Source organism: Azospirillum tabaci, from assembly GCF_014596085.1.
GTDB classification, from domain to species: Bacteria; Pseudomonadota; Alphaproteobacteria; order Azospirillales; family Azospirillaceae; genus Azospirillum; species Azospirillum tabaci.
On record NZ_JACCJY010000007.1, the window covers coordinates 107,071 to 128,515 of the forward strand.

At 69.0% G+C, this 21,445-nt stretch carries 20 protein-coding genes; 13 read left to right on the forward strand and 7 right to left on the reverse strand.

The genetic code is table 11. The features are described 5' to 3' along the window. Nucleotides 1-119 precede the first annotated feature (119 nt). The 9 genes from H0B54_RS10860 (at nt 120) to H0B54_RS10900 (ending at nt 8,680) form a co-directional block, all read left to right on the forward strand. Entirely contained in the window at nt 120-1,292 is a 1,173-nt protein-coding gene (locus H0B54_RS10860; RefSeq protein WP_188260312.1) for a M20 aminoacylase family protein, read from the forward strand. Nucleotides 1,293-1,623: 331 nt separating this feature from the next. After that, on the forward strand, nt 1,624-2,949 hold the full coding sequence (locus H0B54_RS10865) for an FAD-dependent oxidoreductase (protein WP_188260313.1): 1,326 nt from the start codon (nt 1,624-1,626) through the stop codon (nt 2,947-2,949). Between the two features lie 2 nt (nt 2,950-2,951). Continuing rightward, entirely contained in the window at nt 2,952-3,485 is a 534-nt protein-coding gene (locus tag H0B54_RS10870; protein ID WP_188260314.1) for an L-2-amino-thiazoline-4-carboxylic acid hydrolase, read from the forward strand. A gap of 83 nt (nt 3,486-3,568) precedes the next feature. Further along, a complete protein-coding gene (locus tag H0B54_RS10875; protein WP_188260315.1) occupies nt 3,569-4,696 on the forward strand; it encodes an ABC transporter substrate-binding protein in 1,128 nt (375 codons plus the stop codon). Nucleotides 4,697-4,749: 53 nt separating this feature from the next. Next, nucleotides 4,750-5,664 carry a branched-chain amino acid ABC transporter permease gene (locus H0B54_RS10880; protein WP_040136279.1) on the forward strand — a complete coding sequence of 305 codons (915 nt, stop codon included), beginning with the start codon at nt 4,750-4,752 and terminating at the stop codon, nt 5,662-5,664. Further along, complete coding sequence (locus H0B54_RS10885) at nt 5,651-6,679, forward strand: branched-chain amino acid ABC transporter permease (protein WP_199230184.1); 1,029 nt, start codon at nt 5,651-5,653, stop codon at nt 6,677-6,679. Before H0B54_RS10880 ends, H0B54_RS10885 begins: the two co-directional genes overlap by 14 nt. After that, nucleotides 6,676-7,443: an ABC transporter ATP-binding protein gene (locus H0B54_RS10890; protein ID WP_094304648.1), complete on the forward strand. Its 768-nt coding sequence runs from the start codon at nt 6,676-6,678 to the stop codon at nt 7,441-7,443. Before H0B54_RS10885 ends, H0B54_RS10890 begins: the two co-directional genes overlap by 4 nt. Then, complete coding sequence (locus H0B54_RS10895; protein WP_211109308.1) at nt 7,440-8,165, forward strand: ABC transporter ATP-binding protein; 726 nt, start codon at nt 7,440-7,442, stop codon at nt 8,163-8,165. Before H0B54_RS10890 ends, H0B54_RS10895 begins: the two co-directional genes overlap by 4 nt. Nucleotides 8,166-8,173: 8 nt before the next feature. Then, complete coding sequence (locus H0B54_RS10900) at nt 8,174-8,680, forward strand: L-2-amino-thiazoline-4-carboxylic acid hydrolase (protein WP_425490026.1); 507 nt, start codon at nt 8,174-8,176, stop codon at nt 8,678-8,680. A 76-nt stretch (nt 8,681-8,756) separates the two neighbouring features. On the opposite strand, the gene H0B54_RS10905 is transcribed toward H0B54_RS10900, so the two are convergent. Continuing rightward, a complete protein-coding gene (locus H0B54_RS10905; protein ID WP_211109309.1) occupies nt 8,757-10,763 on the reverse strand; it encodes a methyl-accepting chemotaxis protein in 2,007 nt (668 codons plus the stop codon). A 368-nt stretch (nt 10,764-11,131) separates the two neighbouring features. Between H0B54_RS10905 and H0B54_RS10910 the strand changes: the two genes are divergently transcribed. Then, nucleotides 11,132-11,722 carry an NADPH-dependent FMN reductase gene (locus tag H0B54_RS10910; RefSeq protein WP_188260316.1) on the forward strand — a complete coding sequence of 197 codons (591 nt, stop codon included), beginning with the start codon at nt 11,132-11,134 and terminating at the stop codon, nt 11,720-11,722. A 104-nt stretch (nt 11,723-11,826) separates the two neighbouring features. Continuing rightward, nucleotides 11,827-13,326, forward strand: a complete 1,500-nt coding sequence (locus tag H0B54_RS10915) for an L-lactate permease (protein WP_188260317.1) — start codon at nt 11,827-11,829, stop codon at nt 13,324-13,326. A gap of 18 nt (nt 13,327-13,344) precedes the next feature. Here the strand turns inward: H0B54_RS10915 and H0B54_RS10920 are convergent, their stop codons facing one another. The 6 genes from H0B54_RS10920 to H0B54_RS10945 form a co-directional block, all read right to left on the reverse strand. Continuing rightward, nucleotides 13,345-14,142 carry a DeoR/GlpR family DNA-binding transcription regulator gene (locus H0B54_RS10920; RefSeq protein ID WP_014242462.1) on the reverse strand — a complete coding sequence of 266 codons (798 nt, stop codon included), beginning with the start codon at nt 14,140-14,142 and terminating at the stop codon, nt 13,345-13,347. Nucleotides 14,143-14,216: 74 nt separating this feature from the next. Further along, on the reverse strand, nt 14,217-15,305 hold the full coding sequence (locus H0B54_RS10925) for an ABC transporter ATP-binding protein (RefSeq protein ID WP_188260318.1): 1,089 nt from the start codon (nt 15,303-15,305) through the stop codon (nt 14,217-14,219). Between the two features lie 4 nt (nt 15,306-15,309). Continuing rightward, nucleotides 15,310-16,131: a carbohydrate ABC transporter permease gene (locus tag H0B54_RS10930; RefSeq protein ID WP_094304652.1), complete on the reverse strand. Its 822-nt coding sequence runs from the start codon at nt 16,129-16,131 to the stop codon at nt 15,310-15,312. A 4-nt stretch (nt 16,132-16,135) separates the two neighbouring features. Beyond that, complete coding sequence (locus H0B54_RS10935) at nt 16,136-17,038, reverse strand: carbohydrate ABC transporter permease (protein ID WP_425490027.1); 903 nt, start codon at nt 17,036-17,038, stop codon at nt 16,136-16,138. Further along, nucleotides 17,035-18,306, reverse strand: coding sequence for an ABC transporter substrate-binding protein (locus tag H0B54_RS10940; RefSeq protein ID WP_188260319.1), 1,272 nt, complete (start codon nt 18,304-18,306; stop codon nt 17,035-17,037). Before H0B54_RS10940 ends, H0B54_RS10935 begins: the two co-directional genes overlap by 4 nt. Before the next feature lie 315 nt (nt 18,307-18,621). After that, nucleotides 18,622-19,257 (reverse strand): class I SAM-dependent methyltransferase, encoded by a 636-nt coding sequence (locus H0B54_RS10945; protein WP_014242457.1) that lies wholly within the window; start codon nt 19,255-19,257, stop codon nt 18,622-18,624. Nucleotides 19,258-19,472: 215 nt separating this feature from the next. Between H0B54_RS10945 and H0B54_RS10950 the strand changes: the two genes are divergently transcribed. Continuing rightward, nucleotides 19,473-20,501, forward strand: coding sequence for an AAA family ATPase (locus H0B54_RS10950; RefSeq protein ID WP_188260320.1), 1,029 nt, complete (start codon nt 19,473-19,475; stop codon nt 20,499-20,501). After that, nucleotides 20,491-21,348 carry a ParB/RepB/Spo0J family partition protein gene (locus tag H0B54_RS10955; RefSeq protein WP_188260321.1) on the forward strand — a complete coding sequence of 286 codons (858 nt, stop codon included), beginning with the start codon at nt 20,491-20,493 and terminating at the stop codon, nt 21,346-21,348. Before H0B54_RS10950 ends, H0B54_RS10955 begins: the two co-directional genes overlap by 11 nt. The last annotated feature ends 97 nt before the right edge of the window (nt 21,349-21,445 follow it).

Consider the following 21,445-nt stretch of genomic DNA (forward strand, 5'->3'; position numbering starts at 1 on the left):
AACCGGGCCGCCCTGCAAGGGTGATGTGACGGCACCGCATCGCCGTGCGCTTTGCACCGCAGGTGCTTTTTTGGGCAAGATCATTCGCACACACTCATGAAACACAGGGAATCAGGGACATGGTGAGGACGATCGACGGGACGGAGGCGCTGACGGCCGAAATGACCGCGTGGCGGCGCGACCTGCACGCCCACCCGGAAACGGCCTTCGAGGAGGAGCGGACCAGCGATTTCGTAGCCGAGAAGCTGGCCTCCTTCGGGCTGGAGGTGCATCGCGGCCTCGCCAAGACCGGCGTGGTCGGCCTGCTGCGCAACGGCGAGGGTCCGGCGGTCGCCTTCCGCGCCGACATGGACGCCCTGCACATCCACGAGCAGACCAACCTGCCCCACGCCTCGCGCAATCCGGGGCGCATGCACGCCTGCGGGCATGACGGACACACGGCGATGCTGCTGGGGGCGGCGCGTCATCTGTCGGCGCATCCGAACTTCCAGGGCACCATCGCCTTCGTCTTCCAGCCCGCGGAGGAGAACGAGGGCGGCGGGCGCGTGATGGTCGAGGAGGGGCTGTTCGAGAAATTCCCCGTCGAGCAGGTCTACGGCATGCACAATTGGCCGGGTCTTGAGGTCGGGAAGATCGCGCTGCGCCCCGGCCCGATCATGGCCGCCTACGACATCTTCGAACTGACTTTGACCGGCAAGGGCACCCACGCCGCCATGCCCCATCTGGGCACCGACACGATTCTGGCCGGCACCCAGATCGTCAACGCTTGGCAGACCATCGCCAGCCGCAGCGTGCACCCGGTCGATTCCGCTGTGGTCAGCGTCACGCAGTTCCACGCGGGCGACACGTGGAATGTCCTGCCGGCCACCGCCGTTCTGCGTGGAACCACCCGCACCTTCCGCAAGGAGGTGCAGGACATGGTGGAGCGGCGCATGGGCGAACTGGCCAAGGCCATCGCCAGCGGCTTTGGGGTCGAGGCGGAGCTGCGCTACGAGCGCCGCTACCCCTCCACGGTGAACGAGGCCGGGGCGACCGCGCTGGCCCGCCGCGCCGCCGCCGGAGTCGTCGGCGAATCGGGGCTGGACCTGGACCCGATGCCCAGCATGGGTGCTGAGGACTTCGCCTTCATGCTGCAGCAGCGCCCCGGCTGCTACGTCTGGGTCGGCGCCGGACCGTCGGACGGCGGGCGGAACCTGCACAGCCCGCATTACGACTTCAACGACGCGGTTCTGCCCATCGGCCTCAGCTATTGGGTGCGGCTGGCCGAGACCGTGCTGCCGCGCGCTGCGTAACGGCAGTCGTATCCACCATCCCCTCTCCCGCCCCGGGAGAGGGAGGGGCCCGCCGCGTCGCGGCGGGAGGGTGAGGGTGTCGGCAAGACTCAGCGCCTTGATACTCGCGTGACCCTCACCCGCCCGCTGCGCGGGCACCCTCTCCCGGGGCGGGAGAGGGGTTCCAGGACACCGCGTTCATTCCAGTGCCCTTGTACAAACCATTCCTATCTCCCTATGGTTTGTGTATGAAACAGGAAAATTACCGCGTCCTCGCTATGGTAATTGCCCGAGTATGCAATTTGTCCCATGATCGGGCCGATTTCACCCGACAGACGTGGGACAAGGCACGGTGAAGGCGATAGAGAAGAAGACCGGTGTTCCTGGAACCGGCGGCATCTGGCAACGGCCCGACTCCCTGTGGGAGGCCACGGCCCCGCCGCCGCCGGTCCTTCCAGCGCTTGAGCACGCGGTGGAGGCCGACCTGCTGGTGATCGGCGGCGGCTTCACCGGCCTGTCGGCGGCCCTGCACGCCGCCGAAGCGGGCAAGCGTGCCGTCGTTCTGGAGGCGTCGGAGATCGGGCGCGGCGCGTCCGGGCGCAACAACGGGCAGGTCATCCCGACCCTGACGCGTCCGGACCCCGAGGACCTCGTCGCCCGCTTCGGGCCGGAGCGGGGTGAGCGCTTCGTCGCGCTGATCCGCGACAGCGCCGAGACCCTGTTCACCCTGATTCGCCGCCTGGGCATCGACTGCGCGGCCGAGCAGACCGGCTGGGTGCAGCCGGTCCATTCGCCGGGCCGCATCGCCATCGCCGAACGACGGGCGAAGCAGTGGGGTAGCCGGGGCGCTCCGGTGGAGCTTCTCGACCGCGCCGGCATTTCGGCCCTGCTGGGCACCGACGCCTACTACGGCGGCTGGATGAACCGCAGCGGCGGCCACATCAACCCGCTGGCCCTGGCGCGCGGGCTGGCCGGCAAGGTGGTCGAGGCCGGCGCGTCGGTCTACATAAATTCGCCGGTGCTGTCGGTGGAGCGGCGCGGCGACCGCTGGGTCGCCCGCACGCCGGACGGCACGGTGACCGCCCATGCCCTGGTGCTGGGCACCAACGGCTACGCCGCCGCGGTCTTTCCGGAGATCCGCAAGGAGGTCGTACCGGTGCTGTCCTGGCAGATGGCCACCCAGCCGCTGGACGAGGCGCAGCGGCGCAGCATCCTGCCGGGCCGTCAGGCCATGTCGGACACCCATGGCGACCTGCGCTTCATGCGCTACACCGCCGACCACCGGCTGGTCAGCGGCGGCGCTCTGCTGGTTCCCATCGACGGGGCCGACCGGCTGCGGCGCATCGTCGGCCTGCGTCTGGCCTCCATGTTCCCGACTTTGCGCGGACTGCGGTTCGACCATGTGTGGAACGGGCGAATCGCCATGACCACCGACTACACCCCACGGGTCCACCAGCTCGGCCCCAACGCCTTCACCTGGGCGGGCTGCAACGGGCGCGGCGTCGCCCTGTCCGTCTCGCTGGGGCGGGAGTTGGCCTACGCCGCGCTGGGCCGCGATCCCGCCGAGCTGGCGCTGCCGCTGACCGAGCCGCGGCCCCTGCCCTTCAACGACCTGCTGCAACGCATCGGTCCGTTCAAACTCCTGCAATACCGCTGGAACGACATCCGGGAAATCTGACGATGGCTGAAGACACCAAGGCGTCCGCCTCTGCCCCCGCCGCTGGCGGCGCCCCCGACCACGCCACGCAGCTCCGCAACGCCTACGCGATGCGGGCCGCGTCCTACGCCCACATGTTCGACGTGCTGCGCGAGCGCTACGGCACCGACACGGCGCTGGACATCGGGCGCGAGGCGACCCGCCGCCTTGGCGAGGCGATGGGCGTGAAATACGCGGCTCACGGCCCCGACGACTTGGCCGGCCTGTGCCACGCCTTCCTCGACGGAATTCCCAACCGCGATTCCATGTTCGCGCCGGAGATCAAGCGCTGCGACGACGACGCGCTGGAAATCCATTTCCACCGCTGCCCCCTGAAGGAGGCGTGGCAGGCCCAGGGCAAGTCCGACGAGGATCTGGAGCTGCTCTGCAACATGGCCGGCGCCATCGACGGCGGCCTGTTCGAGGCGGCCGGCTTCGTCTTCCGCGGCGAGACCTGGAAGCCCGGCGACGAAGGCTGTTGCCGCCTGAAGGTCCTGCCCGGCCCGAAAGCCGCCTGATCTTTCGTCTGATCCCATCCAACCGAACGATGCTGCCCAACACCGGCCTCGAAGCCGGCCTTCACAAGAAAGGTTCACCCGCGATGACCGCCCTGAAGACCGCCTCCCTCGCCGCCCTCGTGACCGGCGCCTTGACTGGCGTCCTGACCACCGGCACCGCCCTGGCCGCCGACACCGTGAAGATCGGCTACCAGCTGCCGCTGACCGGCGAGACCGCACAGTACGGCCAGGACTTCCGCAAGGCCGCCGAGATCGCCCTGACCGAGTTCAACGCCGCCGGCAAGCCGTTCAAGGCCGAGATCGTCTTCGAGGACAGCCGCTCCGACGCCAAGGAGGGCACCAACATCGCCCGCAAGTTCGTGGACGACAAGGAGATCGTCGGCGTGCTGGGCGACTTCACCTCGGGCGTGTCGATGGCCTCGGCGCAGGTCTACAAGGACGCCGGGATGCCGCAGCTCTCGCAGACGGCCTCGCATCCCGACTACACCAAGATCTCCAAGTACCAGTTCCGCAACATCGCCACCCAGGCGCAGGAAGGCCCCTACAACGCCAAGTGGATGCTGTCCAAGGGCTACAAGAACATCGCCGTCATCGCTGAGCAGACCGACTGGGGCCAGTCCGTCGTCTCCGGCTTCACCGACGGCGTGAAGGCCAACGGCGGCACGGTGGTCTTCTCCGAGTTCTTCAACCGCGGCCTGAAGGACTACCGCTCGCTGATCAGCAAGCTGGAGCGCGCGAAGCCGGACGCCATCTACACCGGCTTCTTCTACGAGGACGGCGCGCAGTTCCTGCGTCAGGTCCAGCAGCTCGGCATCAAGACCCCGGTCTACTCGACCTCGGCCGCCTACAGCCCGAAGCTGATCGAGCTGGCCGGCGAAGCCGCGGAGGGCGTGCACCTGACCTCCAACTTCCTGCCGACCGACCCGGCCCCGCACATCCAGCATTTCGTGACGGAGTGGAAGGCCGCCTCCAACGGCGCGGTTCCGGGCCAGTTCCCGGCGCAGGCCTATGACGCCGTGCGCATCATGCTGGCCGCGGTGGAGAAGGCCTACCCGAACCCGACCCGCGAGAAGGTGCGCGACGCCCTGGCCCAGACCAAGGACTTCCCGGGCGTGACCGGCAAGACCAGCTTCAGCGCCGACCGCGAGGCCGAGAAGGAACTGGTGAAGGTCGAGGTCAAGGGCGGCGCCTTCGTGCCGGTCGCCGACTGACCGCTTCGTACAGACCGACCCGATAAGACAACGATCTCCAGCGAACGGCCCGCATGATCGACCCCTACTACCTCCAGCAGCTCGCTATCGGGCTGTCGCTGGGGATGACCTACGCGCTGATGGCGATCGGCTTCACGCTGATCTTCGGCGTGCTGAACGTCGTCAACTTCGCCCATGGCGAGGTCTACACGCTGGGCGCCTTCGCCGGGCTGGTGCTGATCTCCGCGACGGCCCCGCCGATCTTCGCGGTGATCTTCATCGCCCTGGCGATCGGCGCCATGGCCGGATTCTCGCTGGAGCGCATCGCCTTCAAGCCTTTCCGCCGCTTCACCGACGAGGCGTCGCTGAAGTCGCGGGCGATGCGCGAATCCACCCTGCTCTCCTCGCTCGCCGTGTCCATCGTGGTGCGCGAGGCGCTGGAGATCGTGTTCGGGTCGCAGATGCGCTCCGTCCCGTTCGAGTATCTCATCAACACGCCGGTGCGCATCGGGCCGGTGATCCTGGTGACCGGCGACTTCATCATCTTCGGCGTGGCCGCCGCGATGCTGATCGGTCTCCAGTATCTGCTGACCCGCACCCGCATCGGCCTGTCGATCCGGGCGGTGTCGAACAACCCGCTGGGCGCCAAGTATGTCGGCATCGACACCGACCGCACCATCATCATGACCTTCGTCGTCGGCTCGATGATGGGCGCGGCGGCCGGCATCCTGACCGGGCTCTATTACGGGGCGATCTTCCCCGCCATGGGCTTCGTCCCCGGCATCAAGGCCTTCGTCGCCATGGTGATGGGCGGCCTGTCCTCGATCCCGGGTGCGGTGATCTGCGCCCTGATCCTGGGCATCTCGGAGAGCATGGCGACGACCTTCGTGTCGTCGGGCTGGTCGGACATGGTGGCCTACGGCTTCCTGATCCTGACGTTGATCTTCTTCCCCAACGGACTGTTCGGAGCGCGCCGTGAACGTGTCTGACCTGTCGGCGCCGCGGCGCGGGCAAGGCGCGCTGATTCCGCTCCTGCTCGCCCTGCTGGTCTTTGTCGGGCTGCCCGCCCTGCTGGCCGGCTTCGACCGCGGCTATTTCTACCAGATCGCCAATCTGGCGCTGATCTTCATCCTGCTGTCCGCCTCCATGCATCTGGTCACCGGGGTGGCCGGGCTGCTGCATCTCGGGCACGCCGCCTTCTACGGGGTCGGCGCCTACACCGCCGCCCTGCTCTCGACCAAGTTCGGGCTGGGCTTCACGGTGACGCTGCCGCTGTCCGGTCTGGTGGCGGCGCTGATCGCCTTCCTGGTGGCGCTGCCGACCATGCGGCTGGTCAGCATCTATTTCGCCGTGGCGACGCTGGCCATCGGGCAGATGCTCTATCTGGTCATGCTGAACTGGGTGGAGTTCACCAAGGGCCCCAACGGCATCATCGTCACCAAGGGCCTGGAGCTGTTCGGCTTCAGCCTGTCGGGCCGGCTCGCCACCTACTACACGGTGGCGACGGTGGTGGCGCTGTGCGTGCTGGCGATCGGGCGGCTCAGCCACTCCTATTACGGCAACGCGCTGCGCTCGATCCGCGAGGACGACCAGTGCGCCGACGCCATGGGCGTCAGCACGGCGCGTCTGAAGATGGAGGCCTTCACCCTCTCGGCCTTCTTCGCCGGGGTGGCGGGCAGCCTGTGGGCGCACATGACCGGCTACATCTCGCCGGGCGACTTCAAGTTCTCCGAATCCATCCTGATCCTGGCGATGGTCGTGGTGGGCGGCCTGGGCAGCCTTCCCGGCGCGGTGATCGGCGCGCTTCTGCTGATCCTGCTGCCGGAGGGGCTGCGCGCCTTCGGCGACTTCCGCAACATCATGGTCGGTCTGGTGATGTTCCTGTCGATCCTCCTGCTGCCGAAGGGCCTGCTGGGCGAGGTCTCCGCGCTCCAGCTCGCGCGGCGCCAGTTGGGGGCGGCGTGGCGCAACACCGTGAAGGGCGAAGGGATCGGCTGGCGATGACCCATCTTCTCGACATCCGCAACGTCAGCCGCCGCTTCGGCGGCGTGCTGGCGGTGAACGACGTGACCGGTCATGTGGACGAGGGCGAACTGGTCGGGCTGATCGGCCCGAACGGCGCCGGCAAGACCACCCTGTTCAACCTGATCTCCGGCTTCACGCCGCTGTCATCGGGCACCGTCGCCTTCGACGGCAAGACCATCAGCGGGCTGAAGACCAACCAGGTGGCCCGGTTGGGCATCAGCCGCACCTTCCAGAACCTGCGCGTCTTCCCGAACATGTCGGTCTTCGACAACGTGTCGGTGGGCGCGGTGGGCGCGCTGCCGCAGGGGGCGCTGGGCGCCCTGTTCGGCTCCCTCGCCGGGGGCGGCGCCCGCTCCGCCGAGATCAGCCGCCGCACCTGGGAGGCGCTGGAGGCCGTCGGCCTGACCCATGTGGCGGGCGAACTGGCGGCCAACCTGCCCTACGGCCAGCGCAAGTATCTGGAGATCGCCCGCGCGCTGGCGATGCAGCCGCGCTTCCTGATCCTCGACGAGCCGGCCGCTGGCCTGAACGACACCGAGACCCGAGCGTTGGCCGACTTCATCAAGCGGCTGCACGGCACCGGCCTGACCATCATGCTGGTGGAGCACGACATGACCCTGGTCATGAGCATCTGCCAGCGCATCCTGGTGCTCGCCTCCGGCCGCAAGATCGCCGACGGCCCGCCCGATGCCATCCGCCGCGATCCGGCGGTCCTGGAAGCCTATCTGGGGGTGGACGCATGAGCCAGCCACAAGCCAACGGCCCGATCCTCGCGATCGAGAATCTGCACGTCACCATGGGACCGCAGGAGATCCTGCACGGCATCGACCTGACCGTGGCGCAGGGCGCCATCGTCGCCGTGCTGGGCTCCAACGGCGTCGGCAAGACGACGCTGATGCGGGCGATCTCGGGCGTCTACCGGGCGAGCCGGGGCAGCATCGCCTTCCGCGGCGAGGCCATCGCCAACCTGCCCGCCCACCGCATCGTCAAGCTCGGCCTGTCGCAGGCGCCGGAAGGCCGCCAGATCTTCTCCAACATGAGCGTGCGGGAGAATCTGGTGCTCGGCGGCGGCGACATCGGGCTCGGCGAACTCGACCGGATGCTCGACATGTTCCCGGTTCTGCGGGAACGCCTGCGGCAGAACGCCGGGTCGCTGTCGGGCGGCGAGCAGCAGATGCTGTGCATCGCCCGCGCCCTGATGCGCCGCCCGGCCCTGCTTCTGCTCGACGAGCCGTCGCTGGGGCTGGCCCCGATGGTGGTTGCGCAGATCTTCGATCTGGTGCAGCGCATCCGGGCGGAGGGCGTGTCGATCCTGCTGGTCGAGCAGAACGCCCGCGCCGCCCTGCGGGTCGCCGACCACGCCGCGGTGATGGAGGACGGGCGCATCGTGCTGGCCGGTCCGGCCGCACAACTGCGTGACGACCCCCGCATCGCCGAAGCCTATCTCGGCGGGCACACGCATTAACGGAGACCATGATGACCGAACCGACCGACACGCCCGCGGCCAAGCCCGCGATGGGTATGCTGGAGCGTCGCGGGATCGAGGCGGCGATCCTGAAGCCGGTCTATGAGGAGATGGCCGCTCGGCTGGGCGAGGCGGTGGCGCAGGAGATTCTTGGCGCCGCCATCACCCGTGCCGCCGTCGAATCCGCCGCCGCCTTCGCCGCGACCGAGCCGAACGGCACCAGCCTGACCAGCTTCGCCGAGCTGCAGCCCCTGTGGACCAAGGACGACGCGCTGCGGCTGGAGGTGCTGCACCAGGACGAGACGCGGTTCGACTACAACGTCACCCGCTGCCGCTACGCCGAGATGTACCGGGAGATGGGGCTGGGCCACATCGGCCACCTGCTGTCCTGCAACCGCGACGCCGCCTTCTGCACCGGCTACGACCCGTCGATCAAGATGGAGCGGACGCAGACGATCATGCAGGGCGCCAGCCATTGCGACTTCCGCTACCGCGTGGACAAACCGCAAGGCTGAACAGAGAGCCCAAAACGACGACGGCCCGGCGTGCGGAACGCCGGCCCGTCTTTTTTCCAGGCAATGCCGCCCTTCGTCAGGCCGCCGCCGTCGCCACCGGCTGGAGGCCGCGCGTCAGCTGGGCGAAGACATCGCGGAAGCGCCCCTGGGCAACGTCGGCCTCGGCGAAGCGGACATGGACCGCCGTCTTGTCGATGGCCCGAACCTCGAAGGCGACGGTCAGGCCGAAGCGGTCGAGCCGCAGCGTGCCACGGTCCCCCACGCCCAGGCCGCCGATCCCGCTCAGCATGGCGCCGCCGTTCGACAGGTCGGTCAGGGTACAGGACTGGTCGCGCCCCTGCACCACGGCGCTGCACGCCTCGTTCACCCGGTAGCGCGGGCTGCGGCGGCGGTCGGCGTCGGTCGTGGAGGTGCGGACGACGCGCACCAGCACGCGGCGCAGCTCGTCGATGCTGGTCGCCACCTCGTCCGAGCCGGCCCGCACGCCCGATGCCTGCGAACCGGTCTGGTCGGCGTCGCTGGAGACGGCGGCGATGCGCACCGACACCTCCTGCGCGGCGTTGGAGGTCTCCACCACGTTGCGGCTGATTTCCTGGGTGGCGGCGGCCTGTTCCTCCATCGCGGCGGCGATGGCGCTGGAGATCTGGTCGATCTCGCCGATGGTGTCGCCGATCTCCGCCACCGCGCCCACGGCGGTGCTCGTCACCCCCTGGATTTCCGCGATCAGCCGGGTGATCTCCTCGGTCGAACGGGCGGTCTGGTTGGCGAGGTTCTTCACCTCCTGGGCCACCACCGCGAAGCCCTTGCCGGCCTCGCCCGCACGCGCCGCCTCGATGGTCGCGTTCAGCGCCAGCAGGTTGGTCTGGCTGGCGATGTCGGTGATCAGCTTGACCACCTCGTCGATGCGGCCGACCGCCTCGGACAGCGACTGGATGGTCCCCTGGGTGCGCTGACCGTTTTCCACGGCGCGGCGGGTGACCGCGCTGGAATGGGCGATCTGCGCGGAGATTTCGCGGATCGAGGCCGCCAGCTCCTCCGTTGCCGCCGCCACGGTCTGGGCGTTGGCCAGCGCCTCTTCCGCCGCCGCGGCGACGTTCTGCGCGTTGATGCTGACCCGCTCGGCGGAGGTCGCCATGGCGTCGGCGTCCTGGGCCATGCCGCCGGTGCGCAGGGCCACCTGCTCCACCGCGTGGCTGGCCTCGCGCTCCACCGTCTCGGCCATGGCCTGGAGGGCGGTGATGCGTTCCTCCTCCGCTTGGCGCTGGCGCTCCGCACGCTCCTGGATGGAGTAGCTCAGCTTCGCCTTCACGGCGCGGATCTGCGACCGGATGCGGGCGAACTCCGCCACGCCGGAACTGGGGACGTTGGTCATCAGATCGCCGCGGGCGATGGCGTCGAGATGGGTTTCGACGAGCCCGAGCGGGCGGCGGACCGTCCCCAGCACGCTGAGCGTGCCGACGCCGGCCACCAGCAGCCCGAACAGCATCAGCCCCGCGAAGATTTCGGCGCTGTCGCTGCCGGTCAGGCTCAGCCAGCCAAGGATCATGACAGTCAGCAGCAGAAGGCCGGTGGTCGCCAGGATGCGGCCGGCGATGCTCGATGTCAGATTGCCAAGCCAGACGCCGAAGCCGCGGCGGACGATCTGGCCGTCCAGCAGGCCGTACTGCTGGCCGCGCCCGGCGCGGATCTCGGCGTAGATGCGCTCCGCCTCCGCCACGGCCTCGCGGCTCGGCTTGGTGCGGATCGAGATGTACTCCGTCACCACGCCCTTCTCGGTGATCGGGGTGACGTTCGCCTTGACCCAGTAATGGTCACCGGTTTTGGAGCGGTTCTTGACCAGACCTTCCCACGGCCTGCCGTCCTTGATGGTTTCCCACAGGTTGGCGAAGGCCGCCGGGGGCATGTCCGGATGGCGAACAACATTGTGGGGGGCGCCGATTAATTCTGTCTCTGAGAAACCGCTAATATCAACGAATGCTTTATTGACGAACGTGATCTTGCCGCGGGTGTCGGTCCGCGACACAAGCAGCATGTCGTCGGTCATTTCGAGTTCGCGGTTCGTAACCGGTCCATTATCGCGCATAAGCCAGCACCCCGTCGCGGAGAACACGCACAAACACTACTTAAGTGCTACTTCTACTGTATTAATGGCCGAAAAACATCACCATATTGTCGCACCGCCTCCCTCCATCGTCAGGTTCGCCTGGGCCGAAGCCCACCCGTTAGACCACTGCAAACGCTGAGAAAATCATCGATTTATCTTGTATTTTATGCGTATTCGCAGCGCTGTTCTCCCTATTGTGGATTCTACGGAGTCCGCTGCGATCCAGGGTGGATGCCGGGGGATCCGGCCTCCGATCCTGCGGGTTGCGGCGCGATGATGGGGGCGGCACCATCCGCCACGCGCGCCGTTGGAACGGACACTCCTCTCACCACAACAGGACCGCCACAATGACCGACACCGCCAAGCCCGCCCGCCTTCTCGGCCTTTCCGGCAGCATCCGCCGTCACTCCCACTGCACCGCGGTGCTGAGCACGCTCGCCGACTCGCTGGGCAACAAGGCGGGCAGCAAGGCGGAGATGACCCTGTTCCCCCTGAACGACATTCCGCCCTACGATCCCGACCTCGACGCGGAGAACACCCCCGCCCCGGCCACCGCGCTGCGCGACGCCATCGCCGCAGCCGACGGGCTGGTCGTCATCTCCCCGGAATACAATTACGGCATGTCGGGCGTGCTCAAAAACGCGCTGGACTGGGCGTCGCGCCCGGCCATGAAATCGCCGGTGCGGGGCAAACCGATCCTCATCATGACCGCCTCCCCCGCCTTCACCGGCGGCGTGCGCGCCCAGCACGAGATGCGCGAGACGCTGTCCGGGATGATGGGTCGGGTCATCGCCCGCCCGCAGGTGGTCATCGGCATGGTTCACGAGAAGATCAAGGACGGCCGGCTGACCGACCAAGCCGCGCTGGATTTCGCGCTGGCCGCCATCGACGATCTGCTGGCGGAAATCGCCCTGCTGCGCGGGGCCAAGGGAACCTGAGCCTCCTGGAAAGCGGAGCAGCCGCGCAAAGACCGATGGGGCTGGCCGAAGCATGCCGATATTAGTATATCAGCACGCTTCATTCACGGTCCCCAGTGTCGATCATGCCTCTGACCCTCCATCTGCTGCCACTCGCCGCCACCGTCGCCCTTCTGGTATCGCGGCGCGTCAGCATGCTGACCGCCGGGACCGCGGGCATGGCGCTGGCCGCCGGGGTGCTCATGGCGGCACTGATGGTGGCGCAGCCGAGCGGCGGCGCCGCTCCGGATTGGCTGGCCCAGCTGCCCGGCCTGCTCCCCGCCGTGGCGCTGAAGGCCGGCGAGGGAGCGTGGCTGGCGTGGCACGCCATGTCGATCATCGCGGCGGGCCTGCTGTTCCACCGCGCCTTCGAGGCCCGCGCCGTCAAGGCCGAGGCGCAGGTCGAAGCGAAGACACCGGCCGAGCGCCGCCGCGCCGTCTTCGTCGCCTGCCTGCTCGCCGGTCCCTTCGCCGAATCGGTGACCGGGTTCGGCGTCGGGCTGGTGGTGGCGCTCGCCATGCTGCGCCCGCTGAACCTGCCGCCGGCCCACGCCGCGGCGTTGGGCCTGTTCAGCCAGATGCTCGCCCCCTGGGGGGCGCTGGGCGTCGGCACGCGGGTCGGGGCGGAGCTGATCGGGGTTTCCTTCACCGAGCTGGGCACGGCCAGCGCCGCCCTGATGGTGGTGGTGCTGCCCAGTCTGCTGCTGGTGTTCTGGCGGCTGATCCACGGCGCCGGACTGACCTCCAGCCTGACCGACCGGGCCAGGGACGTCGCCCTGATGCTGGCGCTGGCCGGGCTGCTCTGGCTGACCAACCGCTTCGTCGCGCCGGAGCTGGGAGGCGGGCTGGCGACGGCGGTGCTGCTGGTGGCGGTGGAAGCGCGGCGGCTGCCGCGCGACGCCGCCGGCCTGTCGCGGCTGCTGGCTTTGCTGTGGCCTTACGTGGTCCTGGTCGGCGGGCTGATGGCGACCCGTCTGCTGCCGCCGCTGTCGGGCTGGACGGCCAACTGGCTGGTGCTCGACCCCTTCGGAGGGCTGGCGCCGATGCCCCTGCTGCGCCACCCGTCGACGTGGCTGGTCGCCATCGCCCTGGTCATGCTGGCGGGCCTGCCGCGCGGGCGCGCCCTGCACGTGGCGGGCCCCGCCCTGCGCGCGGCGCTGGTGCCGATGGCGGCGACGCTGGTCTTCGTGGAGTTGGCCGCTTTCATGGCAGCCTCCGGCGGGGCGGCGGCCTTCGGGCAGGCGTGGCAGGAGGTGGCGGGGTCCGCCGCCGTCCTGGCGGTGCCGGTGCTGGGGGCGGCGACGGGGATGCTGACCGGCTCCAACACGGCGTCGAACGCCCTGATGATGCACATCCAGATCAATCTGGCGTCCGGCAGCAGCCTGCCGTTGATCGCCGCCGCCGCCATCCAGGTGGTGGCCGGCAGCGTCTGCACGCTGCTGACCCCGGGCCGGATCGTGCTGGCCTCCAGCATCCTGGGGATCACCAAGGCGGAATCCGCAATCTACCGGCTGGCCCTGCCCATCGGCGGCGCCTCCACGGCGTCGCTGCTCGCCGTCGTGGCCGCCTGGGTCTGGCTGGTGTGATCCCCCGCCTCTCCTCAATCAGTCCTGGGGTTCCGGCTCCGTCGCGCGGTCGGGGAACAGCTCCTCCACCCGCACGCCGGACTCCCGACAGATGCGGGCCAGCCGGTCGGAGGGCAGGACGTCGGTGACGAAGGTGTGGACCTGCGAGATGTGGCCGATGCGCACCGGGGCGGTGCGCTCCAGCTTGCCGCGGTCGGCGACCAGGATGACGTGGCGGGCGTTCGCCATGATCGCCTGCGACACCCGCACCTCGCGGTAGTCGAAGTCGAGCAGCGCCCCGCTCTCGTCGATGGCCGAGGCGCCGATCACCGCGAAGTCGGCCATGAACTGGTTGAAGAAGTCGATGGCGGCCTCGCCGACGATGCCGCCGTCCGACCGCCGCACCACCCCGCCGGCCACGATCACCTCGATGTGCGGCTCGGGGCGCAGCAGGTTGGCGACGTTGATGTTGTTGGTGATGACCACCAGCCCGCTGCGCCCCTGGAGGGCGCGGGCGACCTCCTCCGTCGTCGTGCCGATGTTGATGAAGAGGGAGGAGCTGTCGGGCACCAGTTCCGCCGCGCGGCGGCCAATGGCGCGCTTCTCGTCCTGGGCGATCAGACGCCGCGCCTCGTAGCCGAGATTTTCGACTCCCGACCCGGCGACGGCGCCGCCGTGGACCCGCTGGAGCAGGCGGCGGTCGCACAGCTCGTTCAGGTCCTTGCGGATGGTCTGCGGCGTGACGTTGAAGCGGGCGGCCAGATCGTCGACCAGCACGCGCCCCTGCGTGCGGGCGAGCGCCAGGATGTCGGTCTGCCGGGGAGTCATGATGTCCATGGCGGCATTCAAGCCGACCGCCGCTTCGCCGGCAAGTTCATTCGAAAGCGAAGCGGCGTGGCACCCCCGCCCGCTCAGAGCCTTTGCCCGTCGGGACCGAAGAGATGGGCGGTTTCGCCCCGCAGGTTCAAGCGCAAGCGCTCGCCCGCCGCCACCGGCCGGTCGCCGTCGAGGCGGACCAGAAGCCTTTGCCCGTCCTCCAGCGCGGCGTGGCAATGCGTCTCGCCGCCCAGCCGCTCCACCGCCAGGATGGTGGCGAGCAGCCCGGCCCCGCCATCGGCCAAACCGGCATGCTCCGGCCGGACGCCGAGGGTCAGGGGTGAGCCCGCCGGCGGCACGGCACCGTCCACGGCGCCATCCACAGCAATGTCCAGCGGCACCCCGCCGGGCAGCCACACCCGCACCGACCCGTCCGCCCGCCCTTCCGAGACCACATCCAGGAAGTTCATGGCCGGCGAGCCGATGAAGCCGGCGACGAAGCGGTTGCGCGGGCGGTGGTACAGGTCCAGCGGCGTACCGGCCTGCTCCACCCGCCCGGCGTTCAGCACGACGATGCGGTCGGCCAGCGTCATCGCCTCCACCTGATCGTGGGTCACGTAGATCATGGTGGCGCGCAGATCCGCCTTCAGCTTGGCGATCTCCAGGCGCATCTGCACGCGCAGGCCGGCGTCGAGGTTGGACAGCGGCTCGTCGAACAGGAAGACCTGCGGTTCGCGCACGATGGCCCGTCCGATGGCGACCCGCTGGCGCTGCCCGCCGGACAGGTCGCGCGGCTTGCGGTCGAGCAGATCCTCGATCTGCAGCTGGCGGGCGGCGGCGCGCACCCGCTCCGCGATGGTCCCCTTGTCGGTCCGCGACAGGGTCAGGCCGAAGGCCATGTTGTCGTAGGCCGTCATGTGGGGGTAGAGCGCGTAGGACTGGAAGACCATGGCGATCCCGCGCGCCGCCGGCGGCCGGTCGTTCACCCGCTGCCCGCCGATGGACAGGTCCCCGCCGCTCGGCTCCTCCAACCCGGCGATCAGACGCAGCAGCGTGGACTTGCCGCAGCCGGACGGGCCGACGAAGGCGACGAACTCGCCGTCCGCGACATCCAGATCGACGCCATGGATGACCTCGATCCGCCCGAAGCTCTTGCGCACCCCGCGCAGCGTGACGCCCGCCATCGCCCTACCCCTTCACAGCGCCGGCGGTCAGGCCGGAGACGATCCGCCGCTGGAACAGCAGCACCAGCCCGATCAGCGGCACCGTCACCACCACCGACGCCGCCATGATCTGGCCCCAGGGCAGCTCGTACTGGCTGGCCCCCGACATCAGCGCGATCGCCACCGGCACGGTGCGCGCGTCGTCGGTCAGGGTGAAGGTCAGGGCGAACAGGAACTCGTTCCAGGCGGCGATGAAGGCGAGCAGCCCGGTCGCCGCCAGCGCCGGCCCCATCAGCGGCAGGAACACCCTCGTCACGATCACGAAGGGACCGGCGCCGTCCACCATGGCGGCCTCCTCCAGCTCCTTCGGCAGCTCGCGCATGAAGGTGGTGAGCACCCAGACGGTGAAGGGCAGCGTGAAGATCAGGTAGGACAGCACCAGCGAGCCGATCCGGTTGTAGAGGCCGAGCCAGCGCACCAGCTCGAACAGGCCCGACAGCACGGCGACCTGCGGGAACATCGACACGCCCAGCACCACGAACAGCAGAAGCCCCCGCCCGCGGAAGCGCACCCGCCCCAGCGCGTAGGCCGCCAGCACCGCCAGCCCCAGCGACAGCGCGACCACCGCCGAAGCGGCCAGCAGGGAGTTCAGGATGTTCCGCCCGAAGGGCTGCTCCTTGAAGATCGCCCCGTAGTTCGCCAGCGACGGCTGCGACGGCCAAGCCTCCACCGTGAACAGCGCGCTGCCGGCCTTCAGCGAGGTGACGATGGCCCAGGCGAAGGGAAACACCGCCCAGACGACGATCCCCAGAACCACAAGAGCAAAGGCGATGCGTCTCAGGCCCATCCCCTCACCTCCCCGCGTCGACGCGGACGCGGCCCAGCGTCACCGCCAGCACGGTCGCCACCGCCAGCACGAGGACCAGCAGGGTCGCCGCGGCGGAGCCGTAGCCCACGTCCTGGAAGTCGATCAGATATTGCCGGGCATAGACCGACATCGACATGGTGGAACGACTGTTGCCGGTCAGCACATACATCAGGTCGAACACGCGCAACGCGTCCAGCGTGCGGAACAGCACCGCCACCATCAGCGCCGGACGGATCAGCGGCAGCGTGATGCGGAAGAACACCTTCACCGGATGCACCCCGTCCACCCGCGCCGCTTCGTAAAGGTCGCGGGGCAGCATCTGGAGGGCGGCCAGGATCAGCAGCGCCATGAAGGGCGTGGACTTCCAGACATCGACCGCGATCACCACCGGCAGCGCGAGATCGGGATCGGCGGTCCAGGCCCTCGGTTCGGCGATCAGCCCCAGTCCCATCAGGATCGCGTTCACCACGCCGTAGAGGTCGTGGAACATCCAGCCCCACATCTGGGCCGACACCACCGTGGGGATCGCCCAAGGGATCAGCACGGCGGCGCGCAGCAGCCCGCGCCCCGGCAGATGCGCGTTCAGGATCAGCGCGATGCCCAGCCCCAGCGCCGTCTCGATCCCCACCGACACCACGGTGAAGACCAGCGTGTTCCACACCGCCCGCCACCAGACGGGATCGCGCATCAGCCACAGGTAATTGTCCAGCCCCACCCCCTGGAAGCCGTCCAGCGTGGCGAGCGTCGCGTCGGTGAAGGAGAAGAAGACGGTGCGGAACAACGGCCAGCCGGCCACCCCCGTCAGCACCACCAGCATCGGCAGCAGGAACAGCCACGCCGCCCGGCGCCTCTGCCGCTCCAGGCTGGAGTGCGGAAGACCGCTCACCAGCGCCCTCCCCGGCTGATGCGAACCAGAGCCTCCTTGAGGTCCGGCAGCATCGCCTTGGCGTCCTGCCGTCCGGTCAGCACCTCGTGGACGTTGGCGTAGAACTCCGCCGACACCTGATTGTAGCGCATGCCCGTCGCCTGGGCCGGGCGGTTGACCGCGTTGGCGATGGAGTCCGCCAGCTCCGCGAAGAAGGGGTTGGCGGCCACCACCTCCGCATCCTCGTAGAGCGCCGGGATGGTCGGGTTTGACGCGCCGTGGATGGCCCGCCGCTTCTGCTCGGCCACGCTGGTCAGGTACAGCGCCAGATCCGCGGCCTCGTCCGCATGGGCGGAGAATTTGCTGACCGCCAGCAACTGCCCGCCCAGCGTGGACGTGTGGCGCCCGCCCGGCCCACCCTTGGGCAACGGCACCACGGCGACCTTGCCGCCGACCGCGCTGTCCGCCGCGTTGACCAGCGTCCAGGCGTAGGGCCAGTTGCGCATGAAGACGGCGTTGCCGGACTGGAAGACGCCGCGCGCCTCCTCCTCCATGTAATTGAGGACTCCGGGCGGGCTGATCGAGCCGACCCAGCCGCGGGCTATGGCCAGCGCCTCGGCGGCCTGCGGGTTGTCGATGGTGATGGCGCCGTCGGGGTTCACGATGGTGCCGCCGTTGCGGCTGGCGATCCATTCCAGCGCGTTGACGGTCAGCCCCTCATAGGCGCGGCCCTGCCAGACATAACCCCACATCCGGTCGCGCCCGGCGGCGCGCTCCTCCCGTTGGATCAGGGCGGCGGTGTCCTGAAGCTCCTCCCAGGTTTCCGGCACCGGGCGCCCGTGGGCCTCCAGCAGGTCCTTGCGGGCATAGAGGACTCCGGCGTCGGCGAACCAGGGCATCGCGACCAGCCGGCCCTTGACCGTAGCGGCCTCGACCATCGCCGGAAGATGTTGGCGGACAACGTCCGGCCCGGCGCGGTCCGTCAGATTGATGAAGTAGTTGCCGAGGATGCCTGGCCAGACCACGTCGATCTGGAACACGTCGATGTCCGGCGACCCGGCGGCGAGAAGCTGCTGGTAGAGCGCCAGCTGCTCGCTCGCCCCCTTGGGCGGGGAGACGAAGCGGACCTCGTTCCCGCTGCGCCGCGCCCACTCCTGCGCGCCGTCGCGGCACAGGTCGAAGCTGATGCCGAGCCCGCTGCAGGCCAGGGTCACCGTCGCCCCGGTGGCGGGCAGCGCCGCAAGGGCCGTCAACACCCCAGCCAAGAGCAACGCGCACAGCCGCGCCATGGAGGCCCACCCGTTTCCGGTTCATTCTGGCCCGGTTCATCCAGGTCCGGATTGGAAACTCCAATGGCCGCGGTCGAGTTCCCTGTGCCCGAATTGCAGCCGAACGACAAAGCCCTCTCCCCCCTGGGGAGAGGGTTGGGTGAGGGGGATTTACGCCCGGCCGGGCGGAGAAAAGTTCGCGCTTCGCAAAGTGAAGTGGACCGCCTTCGGCGCCCCCTTCATCCTGCTTCTCCCCGCTTTCGGCGGACCAACGGTCCGCCTGTCGCGTCAGCGCAAACTTCGTTTGCGCGTGAGCAGGGCGAGAAGGAACAGGCATCAGGCGGGGGTGGCGGCCTCGCGGCGGCAGTGCAGCAGGCTGAACAGGCCGAAGGGCGGAACGGTCTGCAACTCCTCCACCTTCAGGCGGGAACCGGACATCAGCGTGTCCAGCGTGAAGTCGGGCCGCCAGCCCAGCTTCTTGGAGAAGGGCGCCATCCAGTTCTCCACCGAGCGGCGGATGCCCGGCTTGTCGGCGGCAAAGTGGTTGACGATCAGGATGTCGCCGCCGGGACGGCAGACACGCTCCAACTCGTTCATCGTGCCCTGCGGGTCGGGGACCACGGTCATCACATACATGGCGACCACGAGGTCGAAGCTGCCGTCGGCGAAGGCCAGCTTGCCGGCGTCCATCTCCAGCAGCCCCTCGACATTCTCCAGCCGCTCGCGGTCCACCCGGTCCTGGGCGACGCGCAGCATCTCGGAGGACAGGTCGATGCCGACCACACGGTTGTCCTTGCGGTAGTCGGACAGGGAGATGCCCGTGCCCACGCCCACCTCCAGAACGCGCAGGCCGCCCCGCCGGTTGATCCATTTCACGGCAGCGTGCCGGCCCGACGCCAGCAGGTTCCCGAAGACGGGGTCGTAGAAGCGCGCGTAGCGCCGGTAGGCGGCGCGGATGGAGTCGGCGTCCATTGGGTCTCCCTCACGATTCCTGGCGCAGATTTTTCGGCCGCGACCATAGCGGCCTTTCGCACCACAGGAAAGCCGCAGCGCGCCCCCGTGTTCCACACCGAGGCGCACTTCCCTGTCCGTTCCGAAGCGTCATCACATGTGCTGCACGGATGTTGACACCACCATCAACATGACTCATGGTGCCCGCGCGATCACCCGAAATAAGGGATGCCCCCGTGGCCCACGAGATGAGCGGCGAGGAGCTGCGCCGCTACCGCGAACAGCGCGGCATGAACCAGCAGGCTCTGGTCGGCTGGCTGAACGAACGGCTGAACCGGCGCTACGACCGCGCCAAGGTCTCCCGCTGGGAAACCGGGGCGGAGCGGATTCCGCAGATCGTCGCCGGCGCCCTGAAGACAGCGACGGAGCCGGTGGGCATCCCCGCCGCGGCGGCGGTGCGGGCCGCCCCGGTGGTGTTCTGCGCCGCCAACCAGAAGGGCGGGGTCGCCAAGACGACCACCTGCGTCAACGTTGCGTGGCTGCTCGCCCAGTCGGGGCGGCGCGTGTTGCTGATCGACTGCGACCCGCAGGCCAACGCCACCGTGCATCTGGGCGTCGATCCACACGAGCGGGAACTGGCCAAGGCGACCCTCACCCACGCGCTGAAGGCCAGCCGGCCGATGCGGGAGTTCATGACTCCGGTCTGCGACGGGGCCTTCGACCTGCTGCCCTCCTCCATCTCGCTGGCGGCGACCGACCGGGAGCTGCTGCGCCAGCCCAACGGCACGCTGATCCTGCGCGCCAAGATCGCGCAGCTCGCCGGCCAGTACGACTTCGTGGTGCTGGACTGCCCGCCGCATCTGGGCGAGCTGACCGTCTCGGTGCTGAACGCCGCCGACCAGCTGCTGATTCCGACCCAGACGGAGATGCTGTCCATGATGGGCATCCCGCAGCTGTTCGAGACCATCGCCGGCGTGCGCGAGCTGGTGAACCCGCGCCTGCAGATCCTCGGCATCCTGCCGACCATGTACAGCCCGCGCCGTCTTCAGGACGAGACGGTGATGAAGGAACTGCGCGAGCTTGCGGCGGCGGAGCAGCTCCACCTCTTCTCGCCGGTCAAGCGGGCCGCCGACTATTCCAAGAGCGTGATGGCCGGGCGCCCCGGCCTCGCCTACAACCCGAACTCCGCGGGCGCGGAGAGCTACCGCGAGATCGCCGACGCCCTGCTGGCGCTCGCCGGGGAGGAGATCCGCCATGGCGCGTAAGCTCGACACTTCCAACGCCGGCCTGTTCAAGCGGGCGCTCAGCCGCACCGGCAGCGGCGGAGGCAGCAACGCCGCCCTGTTCGGCCTGTCCGGCAAGATGCGCCACCGCGAGATCCCGCTGGAGCAGGTGGAGCCGAACCCCGACCAGCCGCGGCGCAACGCCCGCGGGGCCGACATCGCGGCGCTGGCCGCCTCGATCGGCGAGCGGGGCCTGCTGCAGCCGATCAACGTGCGGGAGGTCGCCCCCGACCGCTTCCAGATCGTGGCGGGGGAGCGGCGCTACTGGGCCTTCCGCGTCTTGGAGCGGGAGACCATCCCGGCGCTGGTCATCGACACCGACGACGTGCAGGCGCTGGCCCTGATCGAGAACGCCCAGCGCGTCGACCTGCACCCCATCGACCTTGCCGTGACGCTCGCCAAACTGATCGGGGACAAGGGGCTGACGCAGGAGCAGGCCGCCGTCCTGGTCGGCAAGTCGCAGGAGTATGTGGCCCGGCTGCTGGGCATCCTGCGCCTGCCCGCCCGCATCCTGGAGGAGGCCCCCGACCGTCCCGCCGTCACCGTCTCCCTTCTGATGGAGCTGGCGGAACTGCCCGACGAGGACGTCCAACTCGCGCTCTGGGCACGGGCCGGCGACGGCCTGACCGTGAAGGACGTGCGCAGCGCCAAGCAAGAGCGCAGGGCGGCCCGCCCGGCCGCCCCCTCCGCAGCACCCGCATTGCGTGCGCTGCGCAGCAATGTGGACAGGATCCACAGCCTCCGCGCCTCGGGCCACGCCTTGGCCGAGGACCAGCGACAGGAGCTGCGCGACCTGCGCGACGCCATCGACGCTCTTCTGCGTGAGTGACGGCGTGGCGGCGAACCGACGTGAAATGGAATTTTCTCGTCACACTTTCGTCTTGCTGGCAGTCTCTAGACGGAACTCGACTCTTGCGTGACGCTTG